At 67.3% G+C, this 20686-nt stretch carries 19 protein-coding genes; 7 read left to right on the forward strand and 12 right to left on the reverse strand.

Features of this window, described 5'->3' with window-relative positions; genetic code table 11:
* Positions 1–112: 112 nt before the first annotated feature.
* From ACILRJ_RS07530 to ACILRJ_RS07540, 3 genes are all read left to right on the forward strand, one after another.
* Complete coding sequence (locus ACILRJ_RS07530) at positions 113–1315, forward strand: magnesium transporter (protein WP_395681941.1); 1203 nt, start codon at positions 113–115, stop codon at positions 1313–1315.
* A 62-nt stretch (positions 1316–1377) separates the two neighbouring features.
* The gene (locus ACILRJ_RS07535; protein WP_395681943.1) at positions 1378–2553 is read left to right on the forward strand and encodes a transcriptional regulator; all 1176 of its coding nucleotides are present in this window, start codon (positions 1378–1380) and stop codon (positions 2551–2553) included.
* A 1763-nt stretch (positions 2554–4316) separates the two neighbouring features.
* Positions 4317–5867 (forward strand): hypothetical protein, encoded by a 1551-nt coding sequence (locus ACILRJ_RS07540; RefSeq protein WP_395681945.1) that lies wholly within the window; start codon positions 4317–4319, stop codon positions 5865–5867.
* 175 nt (positions 5868–6042) lie between these two features.
* Here the strand turns inward: ACILRJ_RS07540 and folP are convergent, their stop codons facing one another.
* The 4 genes from folP to rlmE all read right to left on the reverse strand — a co-directional run bounded on the left by folP (position 6043) and on the right by rlmE (position 12428).
* The gene (gene folP / locus ACILRJ_RS07545; protein ID WP_395681947.1) at positions 6043–6936 is read right to left on the reverse strand and encodes a dihydropteroate synthase; all 894 of its coding nucleotides are present in this window, start codon (positions 6934–6936) and stop codon (positions 6043–6045) included.
* Positions 6933–9560 carry a S8 family serine peptidase gene (locus tag ACILRJ_RS07550; RefSeq protein WP_395681949.1) on the reverse strand — a complete coding sequence of 876 codons (2628 nt, stop codon included), beginning with the start codon at positions 9558–9560 and terminating at the stop codon, positions 6933–6935. Before ACILRJ_RS07550 ends, folP begins: the two co-directional genes overlap by 4 nt.
* Before the next feature lie 214 nt (positions 9561–9774).
* On the reverse strand, positions 9775–11712 hold the full coding sequence (ftsH, locus tag ACILRJ_RS07555) for an ATP-dependent zinc metalloprotease FtsH (RefSeq protein WP_395681951.1): 1938 nt from the start codon (positions 11710–11712) through the stop codon (positions 9775–9777).
* A gap of 86 nt (positions 11713–11798) precedes the next feature.
* Positions 11799–12428 carry a 23S rRNA (uridine(2552)-2'-O)-methyltransferase RlmE gene (rlmE, locus tag ACILRJ_RS07560; RefSeq protein ID WP_395681953.1) on the reverse strand — a complete coding sequence of 210 codons (630 nt, stop codon included), beginning with the start codon at positions 12426–12428 and terminating at the stop codon, positions 11799–11801.
* Positions 12429–12571: 143 nt separating this feature from the next.
* Between rlmE and yhbY the strand changes: the two genes are divergently transcribed.
* Positions 12572–13135: a ribosome assembly RNA-binding protein YhbY gene (gene yhbY, locus ACILRJ_RS07565; protein ID WP_395681955.1), complete on the forward strand. Its 564-nt coding sequence runs from the start codon at positions 12572–12574 to the stop codon at positions 13133–13135.
* An 8-nt stretch (positions 13136–13143) separates the two neighbouring features.
* Positions 13144–13530: an Mth938-like domain-containing protein gene (locus ACILRJ_RS07570; protein ID WP_395681957.1), complete on the forward strand. Its 387-nt coding sequence runs from the start codon at positions 13144–13146 to the stop codon at positions 13528–13530.
* Between the two features lie 29 nt (positions 13531–13559).
* Here the strand turns inward: ACILRJ_RS07570 and ACILRJ_RS07575 are convergent, their stop codons facing one another.
* On the reverse strand, positions 13560–13775 hold the full coding sequence (locus tag ACILRJ_RS07575) for a hypothetical protein (protein ID WP_395681959.1): 216 nt from the start codon (positions 13773–13775) through the stop codon (positions 13560–13562).
* Between the two features lie 158 nt (positions 13776–13933).
* Between ACILRJ_RS07575 and ACILRJ_RS07580 the strand changes: the two genes are divergently transcribed.
* A complete protein-coding gene (locus ACILRJ_RS07580) occupies positions 13934–14263 on the forward strand; it encodes a BON domain-containing protein (protein WP_395681960.1) in 330 nt (109 codons plus the stop codon).
* 49 nt (positions 14264–14312) lie between these two features.
* On the opposite strand, the gene ACILRJ_RS07585 is transcribed toward ACILRJ_RS07580, so the two are convergent.
* Genes ACILRJ_RS07585 through surE form a run of 5 tightly spaced genes read right to left on the reverse strand, consistent with a single transcriptional unit; the run spans position 14313 to position 18342 of the window.
* The gene (locus tag ACILRJ_RS07585; RefSeq protein ID WP_395681962.1) at positions 14313–15206 is read right to left on the reverse strand and encodes an RNA polymerase sigma factor RpoD/SigA; all 894 of its coding nucleotides are present in this window, start codon (positions 15204–15206) and stop codon (positions 14313–14315) included.
* Between the two features lie 55 nt (positions 15207–15261).
* Positions 15262–16236 carry a peptidoglycan DD-metalloendopeptidase family protein gene (locus ACILRJ_RS07590; protein WP_395681964.1) on the reverse strand — a complete coding sequence of 325 codons (975 nt, stop codon included), beginning with the start codon at positions 16234–16236 and terminating at the stop codon, positions 15262–15264.
* A 9-nt stretch (positions 16237–16245) separates the two neighbouring features.
* Entirely contained in the window at positions 16246–16851 is a 606-nt protein-coding gene (locus tag ACILRJ_RS07595) for a YqaA family protein (RefSeq protein WP_395681966.1), read from the reverse strand.
* Between the two features lie 37 nt (positions 16852–16888).
* Positions 16889–17569, reverse strand: coding sequence for a protein-L-isoaspartate(D-aspartate) O-methyltransferase (locus tag ACILRJ_RS07600; RefSeq protein ID WP_395681968.1), 681 nt, complete (start codon positions 17567–17569; stop codon positions 16889–16891).
* Positions 17566–18342, reverse strand: coding sequence for a 5'/3'-nucleotidase SurE (gene surE, locus ACILRJ_RS07605; RefSeq protein ID WP_395681970.1), 777 nt, complete (start codon positions 18340–18342; stop codon positions 17566–17568). Before surE ends, ACILRJ_RS07600 begins: the two co-directional genes overlap by 4 nt.
* A 350-nt stretch (positions 18343–18692) precedes the next feature.
* Between surE and ACILRJ_RS07610 the strand changes: the two genes are divergently transcribed.
* Positions 18693–19232, forward strand: coding sequence for a Smr/MutS family protein (locus ACILRJ_RS07610; protein ID WP_395681972.1), 540 nt, complete (start codon positions 18693–18695; stop codon positions 19230–19232).
* A gap of 63 nt (positions 19233–19295) precedes the next feature.
* On the opposite strand, the gene ACILRJ_RS07615 is transcribed toward ACILRJ_RS07610, so the two are convergent.
* Both ACILRJ_RS07615 and truD read right to left on the reverse strand, forming a co-directional pair.
* A complete protein-coding gene (locus tag ACILRJ_RS07615) occupies positions 19296–19505 on the reverse strand; it encodes a hypothetical protein (RefSeq protein ID WP_395681974.1) in 210 nt (69 codons plus the stop codon).
* Positions 19506–19620: 115 nt separating this feature from the next.
* Complete coding sequence (gene truD, locus ACILRJ_RS07620) at positions 19621–20646, reverse strand: tRNA pseudouridine(13) synthase TruD (protein ID WP_395681976.1); 1026 nt, start codon at positions 20644–20646, stop codon at positions 19621–19623.
* Positions 20647–20686: the final 40 nt, after the last annotated feature.

Consider the following 20686-nt stretch of genomic DNA (forward strand, 5'->3'; position numbering starts at 1 on the left):
CCTGCTCCCTAAAGAGGCGATGAACGGGCTGTGCGAGGGCCGAACGTCCTGATTCCCCTGCCGATCCCCGCGCGCTTCAGCTAGCATCCGCGAGTCGCCCCGGAACCCGCTCATGACCCAACCGCAGACCGTGACCGTGGATCAATTGCGCGATCTCGACGTCGACGACGCGGTGACGCGTCTCGCGCCGCTGCCGGATGCCTCGGTCGCACGCCTGCTGCATGCACTCGGCCCTGGCCGCGCGGTCGCGATTCTCGATCGTTTCGGGGTCGAGCGCCGCCGCATGATCGCGTTCGCCGCCGGCCAGGGCGAGGATGGCCAGTGGTTGAACAGCCAGCAGTGGCCGGAAGGCTCGATTGGTCGCCTGATGGAGCCGGCACCAGCCGTTTTCACCGAGGAAGCGACCGCGTCCGAGGTCATCGAGACCTTGCGCCCGATCGTCTCGCACACCCTGGTCACCTACGTCTTCGTGGTCGACGCGCGCAGACACCTCAGCGGCATCGTCGCCTTCCGCGAGCTCGCGTTCGCGCAGCCTCAGCAGCGCCTGGCCGAGATCATGGTCAGCCGCCCGTTCGCATTGCGACCCCAGGACAACGTCATCGACGCGATGCGCGAAGTCGTGCGCCGCCACTATCCGGTGTATCCAGTCTGCGATGCGGACGGACGCCTGGTCGGACTCGTGCGGGGCGCGGTCATCTTCGAAGAACAGGCGTTCGAGATCAGCGCGCAGGCCGGCGCGATGGTCGGTGTCGAGCGCGAAGAGCGCCTCGCCACGCCGTGGCAGCGCGCGCTGCGCTTCCGCCACCCGTGGCTGCAACTCAACCTCGTCACCGCGTTCGTCGCGGCAAGCGTGGTCGGGCTGTTCCAGGACACGGTCAACCGCATCGTGCTGCTCGCGGTGTTCATACCGGTGTTGTCGGGCCAATGCAGCAACACCGGATGCCAGTCGCTGGCGGTCACCTTGCGCGGCATGACGCTCGGCGAACTGAAGGCATCGCGCGCCGGCGCGCTGCTGTGGAAAGAAACGTGGCTCGGATTCCTTAACGGCGTACTCACCGGCGTAGTCGCAGCCATCGGCATGTTCTGGCTGGCACACCACCAGCAGCATCCGCAGGCCTTGATGCTTGCCGCCATCACCTTCGTTTCCATGATCGGCAGTTGCGCACTTTCCGGCGTGGCCGGCGCTGCGGTTCCGCTCGCGCTCAAGCGCATGGGCGCCGATCCGGCGACCGCCTCCAGCATCTTCCTGACCACCGCGACCGACGTGCTCAGCATGGGCCTGTTCCTAGGCCTCGCTGCCTGGCTTATCGCATGACCGGACGCGCGCATGCCATCCTTCACGTGGCCGCGCGCGTCCGCGCGCGTTAACCTCGGCGAATGTCCCACCCGGTCTACCACTTCGGCGATTGCCGCGTCGATCCGCTCGCGCGCGAGTTGCATCGCGACGGCACGCTGCTGGCGCTGTCGCCAAAGGTATTCGACTGCCTCGTCTACCTGATCGAACACCGCGATCGCGCAGTCGGTCGCGACGAACTCATCGCCGCGGTATGGGGCAAAGCCGACGTCAGCGACACCTTGCTCGGGCAGACCCTGCTGAAGGCACGGCGTGCAGTGGGCGACGACGGCAACGAACAGAACGCGATCCGCACGATCCCGCGCTTCGGCTATCGCTGGGTGCGTGAGCTGACCATGTCGAGCGTGGCTACCGACGAAACGGCCGCCACCGGGATCGGCGACTCCGCCACGGACCACGCGGTCGCCGATGCTCCGACGAGCAACGCCGAACCAACTTCTGCGGTCGCCCCGCGCAGGCGGGCGTCGCGGCAATTGGGTGTCGTACTCATCGGCGCATTCGCGCTGCTGCTCGCGCTCGGCACGTTCATCTGGAATCGCCTGCACGGTCCGGTCGAAACCAGCAGCGTCGCTGCCGACGCCCTGGTGGTGTTGCCCGCGCACGTGGAATCGAGCGAGGAATGGGCGTGGCTGCGCCTGGGCCTCATGGATCTGGTCGCATCGCGCCTGCGTCAGGCGGGTCGAACCGTCGCCCCGAGCGACACGGTGGTCGCGGCCTGGCGTACAGCGGGCAACGATGCCGGGGCGGGGACCGATGCCGCGGCTCGGGTCGGCGCGCTCACTGGAGCGCGCAAGATCGTCATTCCGCGCGTTTCACGCGGCGCCGAAGACTGGCTGGTGGAACTGGAACTGCGTGAGGGCGACGGCACTCCGCAACGCGTGCGCAGCCAGGGCCATGATCCGATCGAGACCGCGCGCGGCCAGCGATCGCCTGCTGTTGCTGCTCGGCGCGACGCCGCCGGCGCGTCACGCCGAAACGTCCTCGTTGTCGCTCGACGAACTCGACCAGCGCGTGCAGGCAGCCCTGCTCGGCGACGATTTCACTGTCGCGCGCGCGATGATCGAATCCGCACCGGTGGCGCTGCGGGAAGCACCGGCGATGCGTGTCCGCCTCGCCCAGATCGACTATCGCGTAGGTCGGTTGCCGGCGGTGCGCAGCAACCTCGAACAGGTGCTCCCGCGTGTCTCCGCGCAGGATGATCCGATCCTGCGGGCCCGCGCACTGCACATGCTCGGCGCAATCACCGTGCGTGAGGATCGCAGCGCCGACGCGATCCCGATCTTCGGCGAGGTAATACGCCTGACCGAATCCGCGCGCGAACCCGGCGTGCTCGGCCAGGCGTATACCGGGCTCGCTGCCGCCCTGACCAACCTTGCGCGCTACGACGAGGCGGCGAATGCACTTGCGCATGCCCGCATCGCCCTCGTCCTCGCCAACGACACGCTCGCGCTCGCACGCGTCGATGCCAACCAGGGCATCCTCGACAACAACCGTGGTCGCCACGCCGAGGCGTTGCCGGTACTGCAGCGTGCGGCAGCGCGCTTGCGCCAGTTCGGTGCGCTGAACGACCTCGCCATGACCCTGACCGCGCAGATGAAGGCGGAACTGGGCTTGCTGGATGCGAAGGCGGCGCTGGCTACCGCTGAATCGCTGCTGCCGCAGCGCGGCCTCGTCGCGAATCCGCGCAGCCGCGGCAACTTCGACCTGCAACGCGCGAACGCACTGGCGGCGAGCGGACGACTGCGCGAAGCGCGTGCCCTGATCGCCGAACTGATGGGCGACGCCTCGCTGGCGAGCGAGGCGGAGCTGCCTGGCAGCATCGCGACTGCGGATGCGGGTTTGCGACTCGCCGCGGGCGACGCGAGCGCGGCGATCGAATCCGCGCGCCGCGCCACCTCGACCCTGCCGACCATAGACGAGGCGCATGTGCGGGCGCAGGCCTGGTTGCTGCTGGTGCGCGCGCTGCGCGCGATGGGCCGGATCGATGCGGCGCGCGACCAGTCGACGCAGTTCACCGAGTGGTCGAAGTCGCACGGCGACATGCCGGGGGTTACGCTGTTCGCCGCCCTCGCCGCAGCGGAACAGGCGCGCAGCGAGCATCGCGGCGACGAAGCCGACGCCGCGTTCGCGACGGCGCTCGCCGATGCCGAACGCTGGGGCGTGCCGAGGGATATCGTGGTCGTCGCCGCATCCTGGGGCGACAGCTTGCTGGCCGACGCACGCCTGGATCGTGCCGGCGCTGTGATCGGCCGCATTGCGCGCTGGGCCGAGCAGGATTTCGAGTGCGCGATGTTGCAGGCACGCCTGTATGCGGCGCTCGGTCAGCACGACGCTGCGCAAAAGGCCGAAGCGCGGGCGCGCCTGCTCGCCGGCGAGCGGCCGGTCGTGTCATCCGCCGGCGCCCGCGACGCCGGCTGAAAGTCCTTCCGCAAACAACGACCCCCGTGCCGTGCATGGCGCGCGAACAGAAAACGAATGGATCGCGAGTGCGCGCCGCCGCGGCGTGCCTGATGCTCGTGCCACTGCTTGCATCCCATCCAGTCGCCATCGGCGCCGGTCGTACGGTCCCGCTGCGCACGCTCCCCGATCGGACAGTCCCCCACTACCGATCGGCCCGCCGCCGCCTCTCCCTCAGGCGGCGGCGGACTCTTTTGCAGTCCTCGTCCCGCAGCAAGGCCTATTTCACCACCCGCTTGCGTGATGCTGCTCCGGCTGCAGGCAGCCTCGCGGACCAAGTCGTCGTATTGCGGCGAGTCCTGCATCGAGCCCGGTTCGCCCCGGCGCAGGCCGGCACGCCAAGCGCTGCGGCTGCATCCAGCGCATCATCGCGGCGCAAACGCGTGGGCCGGGGCCGGAGCCGATCGCCGCATTCCAGCAGCAGCCATGGCAACGTTTGCCACGTGCCGCAATCGCGCGCAGCATACCCGGAACTCCAGCATGTACCGAGCATCAGGAGGCGATCGTGAAAGCATCGGGCATCAGCATGTTGCTGCTGGTATCGATCACGCCGGCCGTTGCCGGGCTGTCGACCGATCCCTTTGTCGTCGATCCGCAGTTCTACGGCGGTGCGACGCTCGAGGACCGCTTCGCCGCCATTGTCACGACCAACGACCAGAGCGCGCAAAAAATCGTCGTGCTGCAAAGCGCGCCCGTCGTACCTGGCGCCTACGTCGCCGTTGCCGGGCTTGTGCCGGCGGCGTATTCGAACAACCCCGCCAACGGTTACTTCAATCTCGGCATGGTCGCTTACGGCGACGACGGCGCGCGCACGCCTTGGGGCGGCACGGTCAATCCCTACAACTGGCTGTACTTCGACAACCACTACATCGACTACCCCAACTCGAATACGCCACCGTACAGCGCCGTGCGCGACATGAAACTCGTCGGCAACCACCTGTTCCAGCTTGTGGATTCCACGGACGTCCCCGGCAATCGAGACGTGAAGATTGTCGTGTTTGAGAATTACTTTGGCCTGCTCGCCCAGACGCCGGTCGACGCGTTCGTCACCGGACTCGATGAAACCGGCGCCGCACTCGTGCCATATTCCTACAATGCCGGCACTGATCCCAATCCGGATTACCACTTCAAGCTGATCGCCATCGCCACCTACACGACGGGCTCGGGCATCCGGATCGTCACGGCCAAGCGCTTCACCCTGGATTTCTACTCCGGCGCGCTTGCGGTTGATACAACCTTCGGTCCCAACGGCAACGGTGCCATCGACTATTCGTTCCCGGCCTGCCACGACGGCGCACCGTGCAGCACGATTGCCAAGGCGGCTGTCGCGCTGCGAGCCGACACGGCCACGCCGACGATCTACATCGCCGGCGACCACCAGTATCTCGGCACCGATTGGGACATCTTCGTCATGGCGATCGACGGCGCCACGGGCAACCGCGACCCGAGCTTCGGCAATACCGTGTTCGGCGGCTTCCAGACCCTTTCATACAACAACCCGAACAGCACGTCCGAGGACCGCGCCATCGCCATCGCGGCGACGACGACTGGAGCTGCCAGTACCGACAGGCTGTACCTGGCTGCGACTGCTGCGCAGCATTGCGCGCCGAGCACGGTCGTTTCGCGGTTGCAGGCGGGACAGGGCGGCCAGCCCTGGTTCGTTGCTGCGAGCAGGACGTTTGCCGGAGATGCCTCGCCGACCTGCTCGATAGCGGTGCAAACCTTCGATACGCCGTACGCGATGACGCTTGCCGGTGGTCGGCTTGCCATTGCCGGGGAACGCAGCGTTTCGGGCGCCGCCGTGCTCGCGCCTTACCACCTGCCAGAGCTGGCGATTGTGCGCATCCCCGACCTGGCGCTGACCGACTTCCGGACGTTCACGCCGACGCATCCCGATGGCTCTAGCTGGGACAGTGCCGGGTTGCGCGACATCGTGGCGACCGACCGCGGCTTCATCGCTGCGGGGGTCATTTACGGCGACGGCAACCACCTGCTGTTCGGCACTTCCGCCTATGTCTCCGACCGGATCTTCGGTGACGACTTCCAGGCCAATTGACGACCTGCGGCCCAACGATCGGCGCATTGCGAACCGCAGCCCGGCACCGGTGGGTCTCATCCCTTGTTGGTCGCGTCCATGCGTGTGCGAAAACGCGTGACTTTCAGGCTCTGCACGATTGTGCCTTGGTCGTGCCCGCACGATCGGCCTGACTCTGCATGCGGTGGCGGACCTTCTAGTCCTCGTCCCACGACGCGGCATTCTTCGCCGCCGGCTTGCGCGGTGACGCCTCGCCTGCGGCGACTGCATGCCAGATTGCGAGGGCGTCGCGCGTTGGCGCGATGTCGTGCACGCGCACGATTGCCGCCCCGCGTTGGGCCGCGATCAGCGCGGCGGCGGCCGACCCGGCTGCGCGATCCTGCGCGCTTTCGCGGCCGGTCAACGTGCCGATCATCCCCTTGCGCGACAACCCGACCATGACCGGCGCGAGTTCGGGGAAGCGGTCGAGGCCGCGCAGCAGGGCGAGGTTGTGTTCGAGCGTCTTGCCGAAGCCGAAGCCCGGATCGACCAGGATCTTCTTCTTGTCGATGCCGGCCATCTGGCAGGCGAACAGGCGCTCGGCGAGGAAGCGATGCACGTCGGCGACGACATCGTCGTAGTGCGGTGCAACCTGCATCGTGCGCGGCTCGCCCTGCATGTGCATGAGGCAGACAGGCACGCCAAGCGCCGCGGCCGCATCGAGTGCGCCGTCGCGGCGCAACGCGTACACGTCGTTGATCAGGCCGGCGCCGGCACCGATCGCCGCGCGCATCACTTCGGCCTTCGAGGTGTCGATCGAGATCGGCACCCGCACTTGCCGCGTCAGCGCCTCGATCACGGGCACGACGCGCGCAATCTCGGTATCCGCATCGACCTCGTCCGCTCCGGGCCGGGTCGATTCTCCGCCGATATCGAGCAGGTCAGCGCCCTGCTCCACCAGCGCGATGCCATGTTCGATCGCGCGTTGCGGATCGAGGAACTCACCACCGTCCGAGAACGAGTCCGCGGTGACGTTGACGATGCCGCACACGAGCACGCGATCGAGCACCAGCTCGCGGCCGTTGCAATCGAGGCGCGGGGCGAAGATCACGGCGCGGTTGAGTCAAAGCCGTCCAGGAGGATCACGTCGTCCCGTATGGGGATCGACACACTGGAGGTATTGTTCGCCGTGTTCGGGTCGGCGGCCTCAGCATCCGAAATGAAAGTCGCATCAAGCGTTCCGACGGCACCGGGCGAAACGTTGCCCGCATAAACGACGCGCTCGGTGCTTCCCGCCGGCAGCGTCCGTGAGCAGATCGCCACGTTGGCAGTCGAGCCACAGGTCCATCCTACGGGACCGCTCCCAACCACATCCGTGAACTGCTGTATCGAAGCGAAAATTGAAACGTGTGTTTCCGCGGGACCTGCATTGCTGACGTCTACATCGAACGTGACGTACTGGCTGGGAACAACGTCTCGAAAGCCGGCCTGCGCGACGACACCGATGTCGGCCTGAGCCGGCACGGCATCCGCGCAGTTGTAGCAGACCAGCGCGAAATCCTGGTCCGTCGCGTCGCCGCCGTGCGGCAGCGCGTCCGAATTGATGTCGCTCGCGAGCACTTCGACCGTGACCGACCCGGCGTGCTGCGCCGACTGCAGGAACACCGCCTCGGTATTGTTCTTCGCGTCCGCGGCGCCACCGGTGGTCGACCATCCGGCATTGTCGAGTACGTTGCCGAAGAAGGTATTCCCGTTCGCCGTCACGCGCAGGTCGAGATCGTTGTTCCAGGCCGGCGTCGAGCCGCCGAGGCCGTGGCCGGGCGCATCGGTCCAGACAAGCATGATGCGCATCGGCTTGGCCGGGTCGGCCGCCGTGTAGGTGTGCGACCAGCTCTCGCCGGTGTTGTCGAACACGGAGGTCTGGTCGACGTACTGCACTGCTTCGGTCGGCGCCAGCACCGGCGGCAGTTGCAGGCGTCCCCAACCCTGCTTGTTGTCGAACAGATGGGTGAGCGTACCGTTGTCGGCGTCGTGGTTGCCGGTCAGGTTCTTGGCGACGGCGGTGAACGCGGCCTTGACCATGGCCGGACTCGGATCGTGGCCGAACCGGTTGCGGTAGTACTCGACGAACAACGCCGATGCGCCCGTCACGTGGGGCGAGGCCATGCTGGTGCCGCACATGAGCTGGTAGCCGGTCGCGCTCGCGCTCGAATCGACACTGCAACCGGGCGCGACCATCGCCGGGATGCTGCGGCCATCGAGCGCGGGACCATGCGCGCTGTTGGAGGATATGTCGTCGATCGCGGCGATCTGCACGGTCGCCGAACTCTGCATCTTGGTCGAGCCGATCGTGAAGATGTTCTTCGCCTCGTCGGGCGTTCCCTGCGAACTCACGCCGCCATTGCCGTTCATGATCGACAGCACGTAGTTGAACGGCTGGTCACCGGGCGCGTCCGGGTCGGCGTCGCGCACGCCGACATCGACCTGGCGCGTATCGCCGTCGTAGCCGAGCGGCGAACCTGCCGGACCCCAGCTGTTGCCGGACATGACCGCATGGTTCCGCTGCGATTCGGTCATCAGCAGCAGCATGCCGCCAGCCTGGGTGAAGGTGGGGTCGTAGAGCTGCTCGACCAGGTTCGCACCCGGCGCCATGCCGAGTCCGCGCAGGAATCCGTTCGCCATCACGCCGGAGCTGCCGTCCGCGGCCATGATGCCGGAGGTGTGCGTGCCGTGCGCATCGACCGCGGATCCGCCGCAGGTCGTGCCGGCGCACGGCAGCATGCGCGAGATCAGGTCGGGATGCGTGTCGTAGACGCCGCCGTCGACATCCGCGATCACCACGCCGGTGCCGTCCACGCCAATCTGCGTGAGATACGCGCGATAGCCCGGCACCGCGAGGTTTCCGGCGCCGATGTTGCCGGCGCTGACCTGGTCGCTCATCTCGCCGCGCAGGCCGCCATCGCGCGGCACCGGCTGGATGCTGTAGACGCCGGCGATCGTCGCAATCGACGCGATCGCGGAACCCGGCACGTGCGCATTGATCACGCTGAATGCACTGTCGACTGCACGCTGCCCGTCGATCAGCACACCGCTTGCACGCAGCGCGGCCGCGACGTCGGCAGCGGCGACACGGGCAGTCCCGATGTGGACTTCGACAATATCGTCCGACAACCCGCGCCACTGCGGCAGCACCCGGTACGCGGGCAGGAAGTCACCGCTCCAGCGCACCGCGGAGCGGGCCGACGCCTGTTGCAGGCGGGTACGGTCACTCCACACTACGTAGGTGAACGGATGGATGTACTGCAGCGGTTCGACCCCGGCGGCTCGCAACGCGTCGAGATCGACCTCCCGCACGGGCGCACCGAACTGCACCAGACGCAGGTCCTTCCCGTCCGTGGCAGCGACCTTCGCCGCATTCCATGCCGGAACGGGCGGCGACTGCAACAGCGGATCGAAGCGCGCGCCGCCGAGGTCCAGCACGAACGGTGCATCGACCTCGTGCACCGCCATGCCGGCCGCGCGCAGCCGTGCAAGCGTCGCATCGTCGGCGGCAAGCCACTGGAAGCGGCCGTAGTCGACGCTGTCGACGTGGCGCGCAGTGACCCGTTCAAGACTCGCCGCACTCGCTTCGACGCGCACCCAATGCTTCGCTGCAGGCGTGGCAAGCACGGCGGCAGGTGCGAGTGCGATGAGCAACGATGCGGCAAGCAGGGACACGCGAACGTGGTGGATCATGCAACAGCTCCAGCTCGGGGCGGAGGGGAATCCGCAGGATCGATGCGCGTCGATGCGGACTGCCGGGCCTCTCCCCAGTGCCCGTCGCGATGCACGCGCAAAGGAGCACTGTATACCACCGCCACGCGGGAACCATCGGTCCCAGGACTCGCCATAAAACGAAAAGGCCGCCCAGGGGGCGGCCTCATTCGCCTGCGTTGGCGCCGTTGCGCGATCAGTCGCTGACGTTTCGGCGCGGCTGCACGGCCGGGCCGCCGATCGGACTTTCGCCACGCCCCTTGTCTCCGCCGCTGCCGGTGCCCGGCTTCCTCTCGCGCCAGTCCTTCGGCGGACCCGGCTCGCGGCCGTTCATGATGTCCTCGATCTGCTGCGCATCGATCGTCTCGTATTGCAGCAGCGCATCGGCCATCGTATGCAGCTTGGGGAGGTTCTCGGTGAGCAGTTCCGTGCTGCGCGCGTAGGCGCGGTCGAGGATCTCGCGCACTTCCTCGTCGATCAGGCGCGCGGTTTCGTCCGATACGCTCTTGTGCTGGGTGACCGAACGGCCGAGGAACACCTCGTCCTCGTCCTCGCTGTAGGCGATCGGGCCCAGCTTGTCCGACAGGCCCCACTTGGTGACCATGTTGCGGGCCATCTTGGTCGCGCGCTCGATGTCGTTGGAAGCGCCGGTGGTGACCTTGTCGGCGCCGAAGATCAGTTCCTCGGCAACGCGGCCGCCGTACAGCGAGCACAGCCGGCTGATGATGTTTTCCTTGTTGTAGCTGTAGCGGTCGTTCTCCGGCAGGTACATCGTCACGCCAAGCGCGCGACCGCGCGGGATGATCGTGACCTTGTAGACCGGATCGTGATCAGGCACGAGGCGACCGACGATCGCATGGCCCGCCTCGTGGTACGCGGTCAGCTTCTTCTCGTCCTCGCTCATGATCATCGAACGGCGCTCGGCGCCCATCATGATCTTGTCCTTTGCGCGCTCGAAGTGGTCCATGCGCACGTCGCGCGAGTTCTCGCGCGCGGCGAACAGAGCCGCCTCGTTGACGAGATTGGCGAGGTCGGCGCCGGAGAAGCCGGGCGTTCCGCGCGCGATCGTCATGGGCTCGACGTCGGCCGCGACCGGCACCTTGCGCATGTGCACTTTCAGGATCTGCTCTCGGCCACGCACGTCCGGCAGCGGCACCACGACCTGGCGATCGAAGCGGCCCGGGCGCAGCAGCGCCGGATCGAGCACGTCCGGGCGGTTGGTCGCGGCGATCACGATCACGCCTTCACTGCCCTCGAAACCGTCCATCTCGACCAGCAACTGGTTCAGCGTCTGCTCGCGTTCGTCATGGCCGCCGCCGAGGCCGGCGCCGCGATGGCGGCCGACCGCATCGATCTCGTCGATGAAAATGATGCAGGGCGACTGCTTCTTCGCCTGCTCGAACATGTCGCGCACGCGCGCGGCACCGACGCCGACGAACATCTCGACGAAGTCGGAACCGGAGATCGAGAAGAACGGAACCTTCGCCTCGCCCGCGATCGCCTTGGCGAGCAGGGTCTTGCCGGTACCGGGCGAGCCGACCATCAGCACGCCGCGCGGGATCTTGCCGCCGAGCTTGGTGAACTTGGACGGATCGCGCAGGAACTCGACCAGCTCGGACACCTCTTCCTTCGCCTCGTCGCAGCCGGCGACGTCGGCGAACGTGATCTTGATCTGGTCCTCACCCTGCAGCTTGGCGCGCGAGCGACCGAACGACATCGCACCACGGCCACCCGCACCCGCCTGCATCTGGCGCATGAAATACACCAGCAGGCCGATGAAGATCAGGATCGGCAGCCATTCGATGAGCAGGCGCACGAACGGGTTGATCGTGTCGGGCGGCGTCTGGCGTACCTCGATGTTGCTCTTGGCGAGCAGTTCCAGCAGCTGCTTGTTGCCGTCGATCGGCACCATCGTCGTGACCGACGTGCCGTCCTTCAGCTTCGCGGTCGCCTTCGACGGCAATTCGGCGTTGAAAGTCACCGTGGCGATGCCGCCATTGCCGACCTGTTGCGCGAACTGCGAATACGGCACGTCTGTCGGCGCCGCCGCATGCGGATTGAAGCTCTGGAACACCGCGAGCAGGACGACCGCAATGACCACCCACAGCAGCAGGTTCTTGGTCATGTCGTTCATGGCGCGGATCCTCCGCGGAAATCCGCGCAATCCTGCACGGACTCCTCGACAGGAGCAAAAGCGGTCATCGGGATATCGTGGTTCATTTACCTTCCTTCACCGCGCTTGCCGGTGGCAAGCGCATACACCTCGGGGCTGCGCGCCCGCGAGGCCTTGGGCTTGCGGATGCTGACTCGGTCATAGCCTGCACGCAAGCGCCTTACAAAATCGTCAAATCCCTCGCCCTGGAACACCTTGGTCAGGAACGCACCACCCTTCCTGAGGTGAACCGCGGCGAATTCCTCGGCCAATTCGACCAGATGCATGGAGCGCGCCTGATCGACCGCATTCACACCGCTCATGTTGGGGGCCATGTCGGAAAGGACAAGATCGACCTCCGCGCCCGCCAGCGCCTGTTTCAATTGTTCCAACACCGAATCCTCGCGGAAATCGCCGAGGATGAACTCGACGCCGCCGATGCCCTGCATCGGCAGGATATCCAGCGCGATGAGACGGCCCTTGTCGCCGAGCCGTTCGCGCGCCACCTGCGACCAGCCACCCGGGGCCGCGCCGAGGTCGACGATGGTCATGCCAGGCTTCAGCAGGCGATCGCGCTCGATCAGCTCCTCGAGCTTGAACACCGCACGTGAACGCCAGCCCTCTGCCTGTGCGCGCTTCACATACGGATCGCTGAAATGTTCCCGCAGCCAGCGGGAACTCGATTTGCTGCGTGCCACCGCGTCGGTCCTCGGAATCGCGATGTCGCACCGTTTGCAGGCCCGCGCGGAACGGCTGGCCAGCGAGGGACTCGCAGGCCCAGCATGATACCCTGTACGACCCGTGCGGCGCCGCGCCGCCCGTCCCGATTCGGTCCCCGTTCATGCCCCCGATCAAGAAAACCCGGTCGAAAACCGCCTCGAACCGCCCGCTTCGCGGAACTGCTGCGCGCACCGGCAAGCCGCGTGCGAGCGTGTATGGACGCGCCGAACCGGTCCAGACACGTCCCGCCCGTGACGCCAAGCCTGCGGCGAGAAAGCACGCCGGGAATTCGCGCACGGGCGAATACGCGCGCGGGGAACCTGCACGGACCCGACCGGCGCGCGACGCCGCCGCGGCGGCGCAGGCGCGCGCAGAGCCAGCCAAGCCTCGTCCCCTGACGGCCGCGCAGAAACGCCATCTGCGCGGATTCACGCACGACCTGAAGCCGGTGATCCTGGTCGGCCAGAAAGGCGTGACCGCTGCCCTGCTGGCCGAATTGGCCGGCGCACTGGAGCACCACGAGCTGGTCAAGGTGAAACTCGCCGACGACGACCGCGAATCGCGCGCCGCCGCGATCGAGCAGATCCGCGAGCACTCCGGCGCCGAGCTCGTGCAGACGATCGGCAAGACCGCGAGCTTCTTCAAGCGCAATCCGGACCGCAACCAGTACCCGTTGCCGAAGTAGGCCCGCCGGTGCAACTCAGCCACGACGTGCCGGAAGGCTACCTGTTCTTCCGCAACTGCTCGCCCGATGCCGTAACCATCATCGACCGCGTCGTCACGCGCAGCTTCCTGCTCGCTCCCGACCGGCTGGTGGAGGACTGGCCGATCACCCAGGCCGACGCGTTCGACCTCGCCGCCATCGACGCGCTCGTCGCGCTCGAACCGGAAGTCGTCCTGCTCGGTACCGGCGAACGCCAGGTGTTCCCGCCGCGCGAAGCGATGGCCGCCCTGCTCGGCCGGCGCATCGGCATCGAAGTGATGACGAATGCGGCGGCATGCCGCACCTACAACCTGCTTGCCGCCGAGGGGCGACGCGTGGTGGCGGCGATCATGCTCGCTGGCGACCCAGTCTCCTGAAGCTGCGACGCCGGCGCAGGGCACGCATCCTATTTGCGCAATGCGCCTGCTCCGAGCAGCGCGAGGCCGACCGCGACGCCGACCACGCCGAGCCATTGCGGCAGCGATTTTTCCTCCTTGACCGACGCGGACAGCCCGCCGATCTTCACCACTTCCTTGTCGTGGGTGAAGTCGAGCTTGCCGGCGAATGTGGCGCCGCCGAGGGCGATGAGGATGAGGCCGGCGAGAATGAAGCCGATGCGCATGGAGTTCCCCTGATTCTTGAACCGTGCACGGGATGGCACGCGGACAGTTCACACGGCGTTGCCTAACCGCCCGCTGAAGGAAACGAAGTCTCGTTCAGGTTTGATGCGAACAGTTCGGACCACCTTGGTTGCGCATCATCCAACCGGAGGCGTCTCCCATGAACCATCGCATTGCATTGCCGTTCCTTGCCGCGACGCTCGTTGTCGGCGCCGCGTCGTTCACTCCGCCCTTCATGTCGTATGCGCGTGCCGACGATCCGAAATCGGACCAGCCGGTCACCGATACCTGGATCACAACCAAGGTGAAAGCGGAGCTCGCGACCACCGAGGGCGTGAAAAGCACGGAGATTTCCGTGAAGACGATCGACGGCAAAGTCATCCTGATCGGCGTGCTGCCGACGCAGGTCGCGGTCGACAAGGCAGTTGCCGCGGCGCGCGGCGTAAAAGGCGTCCGGGACGTCGACGACGCAGGCCTCAAGGTGAAGTGACCGTTGCGGCGCGGGTGCTGGTGTTGCTGTCCTCGCAGGACAGCGAGGCTTAACGCTGCCCCGGAACTTCCGGTGCCGACATCTTGCGCAGGCGCTTCAATGCTTCTTCCTGGATCTGCCGCGCGCGTTCGCGCGAGATGCCGAGGTCGCGCCCGATGTCGGCAAGCGATTGCACCGGCGTGCCGTCCAGCCCGAAACGCCGTTGCAGGACGAGGCGCTGACGCTCGTTGAGTTCGCCGATGAAAGCGGAGAGCCGCTCGCTGTCGAACGCGGCGACCGGCTCGCTGGCGCTGTCTTCGCCGTCCTGGATCGTGCCGATCAGGGCGAGCTCGCCGGGATCGAGCGCGTCGAGCGAGTCGACGCGTTCACCCACGCGAAACAGCTCGGCGACATCCTGCACGCTCTTGCCGACCACCTCGGCGATCTGCTCCAGGCTCGGCGTGGCACCCAGTCGCGCGACGAGTTCGCGTTCCGCGCGCAGCACCTGTGCGAGTTCGCGCAGCACATGCACCGGCAGGCGCACGGTGCGGCCCTGGTTCATCACCGCCGACTGCACCGCTTCGCGGATCCACCACACGGCATTGGTCGAGAAGCGCAGGCGACGCGCCGGATCGAACTTGGCGACCGCGCGGATCAGGCCGAGGTTGCCTTCGGCAATGAGGTCCATCAGCGGCAGGCCGCGCCCCACATACGCGCGCGCGACGCTGACGACGAGACGCAGGTTTGCCTCGATCAGGCGCCGCCGCGCATCGGCGTCTCCGGCCTGGATGCGTTCGGCCAGCGCCCACTCCTCGCGCGCGCCGAGCAGTCCGATGTAGCCGATTTCGCCGAGATAGGCACTGGCCGAGCTGCGCGCTTCCTCGTCCTGCGGTTCGATCGCCTCGACCAGATCGAGGATCTCGTCCGCAGCGGATTCCGGCTCGTGGGCGTGGGGGCGGATCACCCGTGCAGCTTAACGCCGCGGGGCACGCTTGCGTAAGCGAGTCGGCGCGCGCTGTTCAACGACGCGGCAGGTAGTCGATCGGGTTCGCCGGCTTGCCGTTGCGGCGGATCTCGAAATGCAGCGAATCGCGGGTCGCACTGCTCGATCCCATCTCGGCGATGAGCTGGCCCGCCTTCACGCGATCGCCTTCCTTGACCAGCCGTTTGCGGTTGTGGCCATAGGCGGACAGAAAGCCCGGGCTGTGCTTGATGATGATGAGCTCGCCGTAGCCCACCAGACCATTGCCGCTGTAGACGACCGCGCCGTCGGCGGCGGCGCGCACCGGGTTGCCCGCCTGGCCGGCGATGTCGATGCCCTGGCGCGTCTGGTCGCCCGCGACATAGGTGCCGACGATCTGGCCATCGGCGGGCCAGCGCCACGCGACTTCGCCATTGGCGGCGGATTCAGGCGAAGGCGACGGTGCGGAAGGTTTCGGCGGCACTTCGACGACTGGCGTTGCGGGTGACGGTGCCGCAACTGGCGTCGAAGGGGCGGCGGTGGCGACCACCGCGGGCGGAGCATGAGTGGAAACTGGCGGCGGTGTCGGTACCGATGCCGAACCCGCCGCGACCGGTTCGAAAGGTGTTGGCGTTGGCACCGGGGGTGTCGCTGGTTTCGATGGCGTCGTCGATGCAGGCCCCGCGCTGGCGACCGGCGTCGAAGTACGCGGGGCGGTCGTGACTCGCGGCGCATTCGCAAGACGCAATTCCTGTCCGACGTAGATCGTGTACGGCGCCGCGATGCCGTTCCATTGCGCGAGTTCGCGGTAATCCACGCCGTGACGGAACGCGATGCTGTAGAGCGTGTCGCCGCGCTCGACGCGGTAGCGACCGGTGTTCCCCGCAGGACGCGGCGCGGCACGTTCGTTTGCTGCCGGGCGCGGACCGCCCTGGCTCAGGTCCTCGACCGGCGCAGGACCGGTGGACGCACAGCCGGCGACCAGCAGCACGACCGGAAACAGTGCACGCGCAACCAGGAAATTTGTCGGCATGCCAGTAGTTTAGCGGATGAACTTGAAGTAGACCAAAACGCTGGCGAGCAGCACCAGTACGCCCCAGCCGATCCATTCGATCCAGCGATGCAGCGCTTCCTCGGCGCGCTTGCCACCAAGGCGGATCACGCCGGCGACCGCGAACACGCGCTTGCCGCGCCCGACGATCATGCCGCCGATGAACGGCAGCATCGGCATGCCGACGATGCCGGACGCCCACGTGAAGATCTTGAGCGGCACCGGAATGAAACCGGCCGCGACCAGCATCCAGAACGCATTCCACGGATGAGCGGCGACTTCGCCGCGCAGTTCGGTGACGAGCGCGTCGATCTTCGGCAGCCAGCCGAGCCATGCGAGCAGTGGCCGCACCGCATCGAACGCGAAGTGGCCGAGCGCGTAGCCGACCAGCGCGCCGAGCATCGAGCAGACCAGGCTGACCGACGCGTAGCGCGCCCAGCGCATCGGCTTGGCCAGCACCATCGGCGCGAGCATGATCTCGGGCGCGACCGGGAAGATGATCGCCTCGACGAAGCTCAATGCCGCGAGGTAGCGCTCGGCCAGCGGATGCGCGGCCCACGCCAATGCGCGTTCGTACAGGGGCCGGAACAACTTCATGGCTCGCGTTCCCTGCGCGGTTCCAACGCGGCGTGAATCATCCGGTTCCCCCGAGCAGCGGCACGAAACTCACCGCGCCAAGATTCTCCGACACGAATCCGTCGTCGCCGTGACGCACGCGCAACAGGCCCTGGCGTCCGCTCGGGCCGACCGGTGCGACGAGGCAACCGTCCGGGGCGAGCTGCGCGAGCAATGCCGGTTCGAGCGCGGCGCCGGCCGCGGTCACGATGATCGCGTCGAACGGCGCTTCGTCCGGCCAGCCGAGGCGGCCATCGTCATGCTTCGAGCGGATGTTGGCGAGCCCGATCTTGCGGAAGCGGCGGCGCGCATTGCGCAGCAGCTCGTCAATGCGCTCCACCGTGTAGACCTGCTCGACCAGTTGTGCGAGCACCGCGCACTGATAGCCGGAGCCGGTGCCGATCTCGAGCACGCGACGCGGCAATTTCGCTTCGATCAGCGCCTCGGTCATGCGCGCGACCACCCACGGCTGCGAGATCGTCTGGCCCTGTCCGATCGGCAGCGCGGTGTCCTCGTAGGCACGCGATGCGAGCGCTTCGTCGATGAACAGGTGGCGTGGCAACTGGCGCATCACGTCGAGCACGCGGCGATCGCGGATGCCTTCCGCGACGAGGCGCTCGACCAGCCGGTCGCGCGCGCGCTGCGAAGTCATGCCGAGTCCGCGCGTGGCGGAGGTGGAGCGCGGGATCGATGGACTCATGCGGCTCCGGCCAACCCGGGCTGCAACGCGGCGACCCAACCACTGACCTTCTCCAGCGCCTGGAAGCGCGTGAGATCGACATGGATCGGCGTGATCGAGACATACCCGTCGCGCACCGCGTTGAAATCGGTACCGGGGCCGTCGTCGGCGGCTTCGCCGGGCGGTCCGATCCAGTAGATCGGCCGACCGCGCGGATCGGTCTGCGCAATGCACGGCGCGGAACGATGGCGACGCCCAAGACGCGTGACCGCGAGTCCGCGGATCTGGTGCCACGGCAGGTCGGGCACGTTGACGTTGAGGATGGTGTCGGCCGGCAGCGGATCGACCAGCAGGCGGCGCATCAGCAGCAACACCGCCTCGCAGGCGCTGTCGTAATGCGTGCCCTTGTGATCCTTAGTGACCAGCGAAACCGCGATCGCCGGCAGACCGAGGAAGCGTCCTTCCATGGCCGCCGACACGGTACCGGAATAGATCACGTCGTCGCCGAGGTTGGCGGCGTTGTTGATGCCAGAAACGACGATGTCCGGCTCATGTTCGAGCAGGCCCGACACCGCAAGATGCACGCAATCGGTCGGCGTTCCGGCGACGCGCCAGCGACCATCGTCGAGGCGCACCGCACGGATCGGCGCGTCGAGGGTCAGCGAATTGCTGGCGCCCGAGCGATCGCGATCGGGGGCGACCACAGTAACGTCGCCGACCGCGGCGAGGCGCTGCGCCAGCACGCGGATGCCCGGTGCGTCGACGCCATCATCGTTGGAAACAAGGACTCGCATGCAACTTCCTGCGCGACGCCGGCACAAGCATGCGCGCCAGCGGGAGGCTTCGGGGAAACCTGAATCATAGCGGATCGGGACCCTGACCGCAGTCGCGGCATGCCTGTCCCGAGGGCGTCCGTTCGCATGGAGCGCAGCGCGCGTAGCACGAAGTCGATCGAAATGCCTCCGCTCGACTACGGCCCTGCAGGCCTGCGCTCGGAAACTGCCTTGGACTTGATCCGGGGGCGAACGGGTTGTCCGGACACCACGTCCCACCTTCCCGTTCGCGTTGAGCGCAGCGGGCGTGGCGCTCGACGTCGAAACGCCGGTGTGGGCGGGTGCACGAACCCTCTGCTAGCCTGCGCGGGATGAGCGCACGCGACCACGACGACGATGGCAACCTGTTCCGCGACGCGATCGGTCGCGTGCGGCCGCTGGCGCGCGAGCGCGACGCCCTGCCGGAACGACCACGCCCGGCGCCGGAACCGGAACAGTCGCGTCTCGACGAAGCGCGCGTGCGCGACGAGCTGCTGACCCACGCGATCGACCCCGGCGCGATCGAACTCGGCGACGAGATCAGCTACCTCAAGCAGGGGCAGTCGCAAAGACTGCTGCAGAAGCTGCGTCGCGGCCAGTTCAGCGTGCGCGCGGAGATCGACCTGCACGAGATGAGCGTCGCGGTCGCGCGCGAGGCCGTGCGCATGTTCATCGACGATTGTCGTCGCCACGGCGAACTTTGCGTGCGCATCGTGCATGGCAAGGGTCTGCGCTCGAAGGCGCACGGCCCGGTGCTGAAACAGATGACCGATACGCTGCTGCGCCAGCGAGGCGACGTGCTCGCGTTCACATCCGCTCGTCCCGCAGAAGGCGGAACCGGCGCGGTCATCGTGCTGCTGCGGCACGCGTGACGACGCTCCCTTCCTGCCCGACAGGGCGAGGCCGGGCGCGCCGGTGCCTGCTCGAAGGCAGCGTCAGCCGTCTTTGCGTTTCTCGCGCGCCTGCGGATACTGGATCCAGACGACGGTCGCGTGGCGTCGCACCGCCCACTGGTTGACCGCGAGCACCTTGCCGTAGTCGATGTTGTTGCCGGCGGCACTGCCGCGCGTGCTCCCCGTGGTGCCGGCACAGGCCGACAGGCCGAGGCAAAGCAGCACTGCCATTCCCATCGCAAGCGATCTCATGACAACCTCCGCTCCAGCAGCGCCACGCGCGCTTGCGCAGCCTGCGACCCGGACTATAGGCCTGTCGCGGTCACGGAGCATGTGTCCTGTCGTGCAATCCGCCCGTTTCGGCGCATCACGCCACGGCGGCATGCCAGTCGCACAATTCCCGCAACAAGGTGGTCGCGAAACTGCCGGCGCCGAGCCCGAATTCGACCACCAGGCGGTCGGGCGATTCCCAGGAATGACTGAAATCCCGCGCGACCAGGCGCAGCGCGCGGCGTTCCTGGGACAGTCCTTCGCGTTCGAGGCCGCGCGCGAGCAACGCATGCGGTTCGATCACGGCAAGCTCGAGTTCGCGCACGGCACCGCTCGAACGCAACTCCCCGGCGCCCCAGGATGGGCCGGTCGGATGGATGTCAAACACGGCCAGGCGCTGCGCCAGCGCGTCGTCATGGGGCTGCGGGCCGAAGATCGCGTGGGTGCCGTCGAGCATCCACACCTCGCCGTCGAGCTCGCGGTCCCAGGTGCCGTCGAGGACACGTCGCGCGAGCACGCGGTTGAACAACTCGGAGCGGGCTGCCGACAATGCGATGCCGCGTTGTTCGCGCGGCAGACGCCGGCCCTCGAACAGGGCCTCGGCCAGTGCGACATTGCCGCCGTCGCGGCCGAAGCGCTGTTCGCCGAAATAGTTCGGCACGCCGCGCGCGCCGATCGCGTCGAGGCGTCGCTCGATCGCCGCGGTGTCCCCGCGTACATCGCGCAGGCGGATGCGAAAGCGGTTGCCGCGGTGCGCGCCGCGCTTGAGCTTGCGGTTGTGCCGCGTCGCCGAAACCACCTCGACACCGGGGATGTCCAAAGCCGACCAGTCGGGATCGAGGCGTCCGGCGAGCTGCACGGTGAACACCTGGCGCGTGACCGCATGACGGTCCTTGAGGCCGGCGAATCCGACCGCGACCGGTGCGACGCCGGCGGCGCGCGCGAGCTGTCGCGCGACCCATTCGGTGTTCGCGCCCCTTTTCTCGATCGTCAGGAACGCGTGTTCGCCGGAACCGGTCGGTTCGAAACCGAGCACTTCATCGACCCGGAAGTCGTCCATTTCGGCACGCAACAAACCCGTCGCCGGCGGACCGCCGTGCGCGTACGGCAGGACATCGCTCACGCGAGCGGATCCCGTTCGAGCCGGCGCACGAGCGTCTTCA

It is taken from the genome of Dokdonella sp. (assembly GCF_044227025.1).
GTDB lineage: Bacteria > Pseudomonadota > Gammaproteobacteria > Xanthomonadales > Rhodanobacteraceae > Dokdonella_A.

Coding starts and splice junctions, on each gene's coding strand:
- ACILRJ_RS07575 (WP_395681959.1), bottom strand. CDS start 13,775: ATGCGCATCGGCTTCATTCTCGCCGGCCTCATCCTCATCGCCCTCGGC.
- ACILRJ_RS07600 (WP_395681968.1), bottom strand. CDS start 17,569: ATGAGTCCATCGATCCCGCGCTCCACCTCCGCCACGCGCGGACTCGGC.
- surE (WP_395681970.1), bottom strand. CDS start 18,342: ATGCGAGTCCTTGTTTCCAACGATGATGGCGTCGACGCACCGGGCATC.
- yhbY (WP_395681955.1), top strand. CDS start 12,572: ATGCCCCCGATCAAGAAAACCCGGTCGAAAACCGCCTCGAACCGCCCG.
- ACILRJ_RS07610 (WP_395681972.1), top strand. CDS start 18,693: ATGAGCGCACGCGACCACGACGACGATGGCAACCTGTTCCGCGACGCG.
- ACILRJ_RS07595 (WP_395681966.1), bottom strand. CDS start 16,851: ATGAAGTTGTTCCGGCCCCTGTACGAACGCGCATTGGCGTGGGCCGCG.
- ACILRJ_RS07550 (WP_395681949.1), bottom strand. CDS start 9,560: ATGATCCACCACGTTCGCGTGTCCCTGCTTGCCGCATCGTTGCTCATC.
- ACILRJ_RS07530 (WP_395681941.1), top strand. CDS start 113: ATGACCCAACCGCAGACCGTGACCGTGGATCAATTGCGCGATCTCGAC.
- ACILRJ_RS07580 (WP_395681960.1), top strand. CDS start 13,934: ATGAACCATCGCATTGCATTGCCGTTCCTTGCCGCGACGCTCGTTGTC.
- ftsH (WP_395681951.1), bottom strand. CDS start 11,712: ATGAACGACATGACCAAGAACCTGCTGCTGTGGGTGGTCATTGCGGTC.
- ACILRJ_RS07615 (WP_395681974.1), bottom strand. CDS start 19,505: ATGAGATCGCTTGCGATGGGAATGGCAGTGCTGCTTTGCCTCGGCCTG.
- ACILRJ_RS07590 (WP_395681964.1), bottom strand. CDS start 16,236: ATGCCGACAAATTTCCTGGTTGCGCGTGCACTGTTTCCGGTCGTGCTG.
- ACILRJ_RS07535 (WP_395681943.1), top strand. CDS start 1,378: ATGTCCCACCCGGTCTACCACTTCGGCGATTGCCGCGTCGATCCGCTC.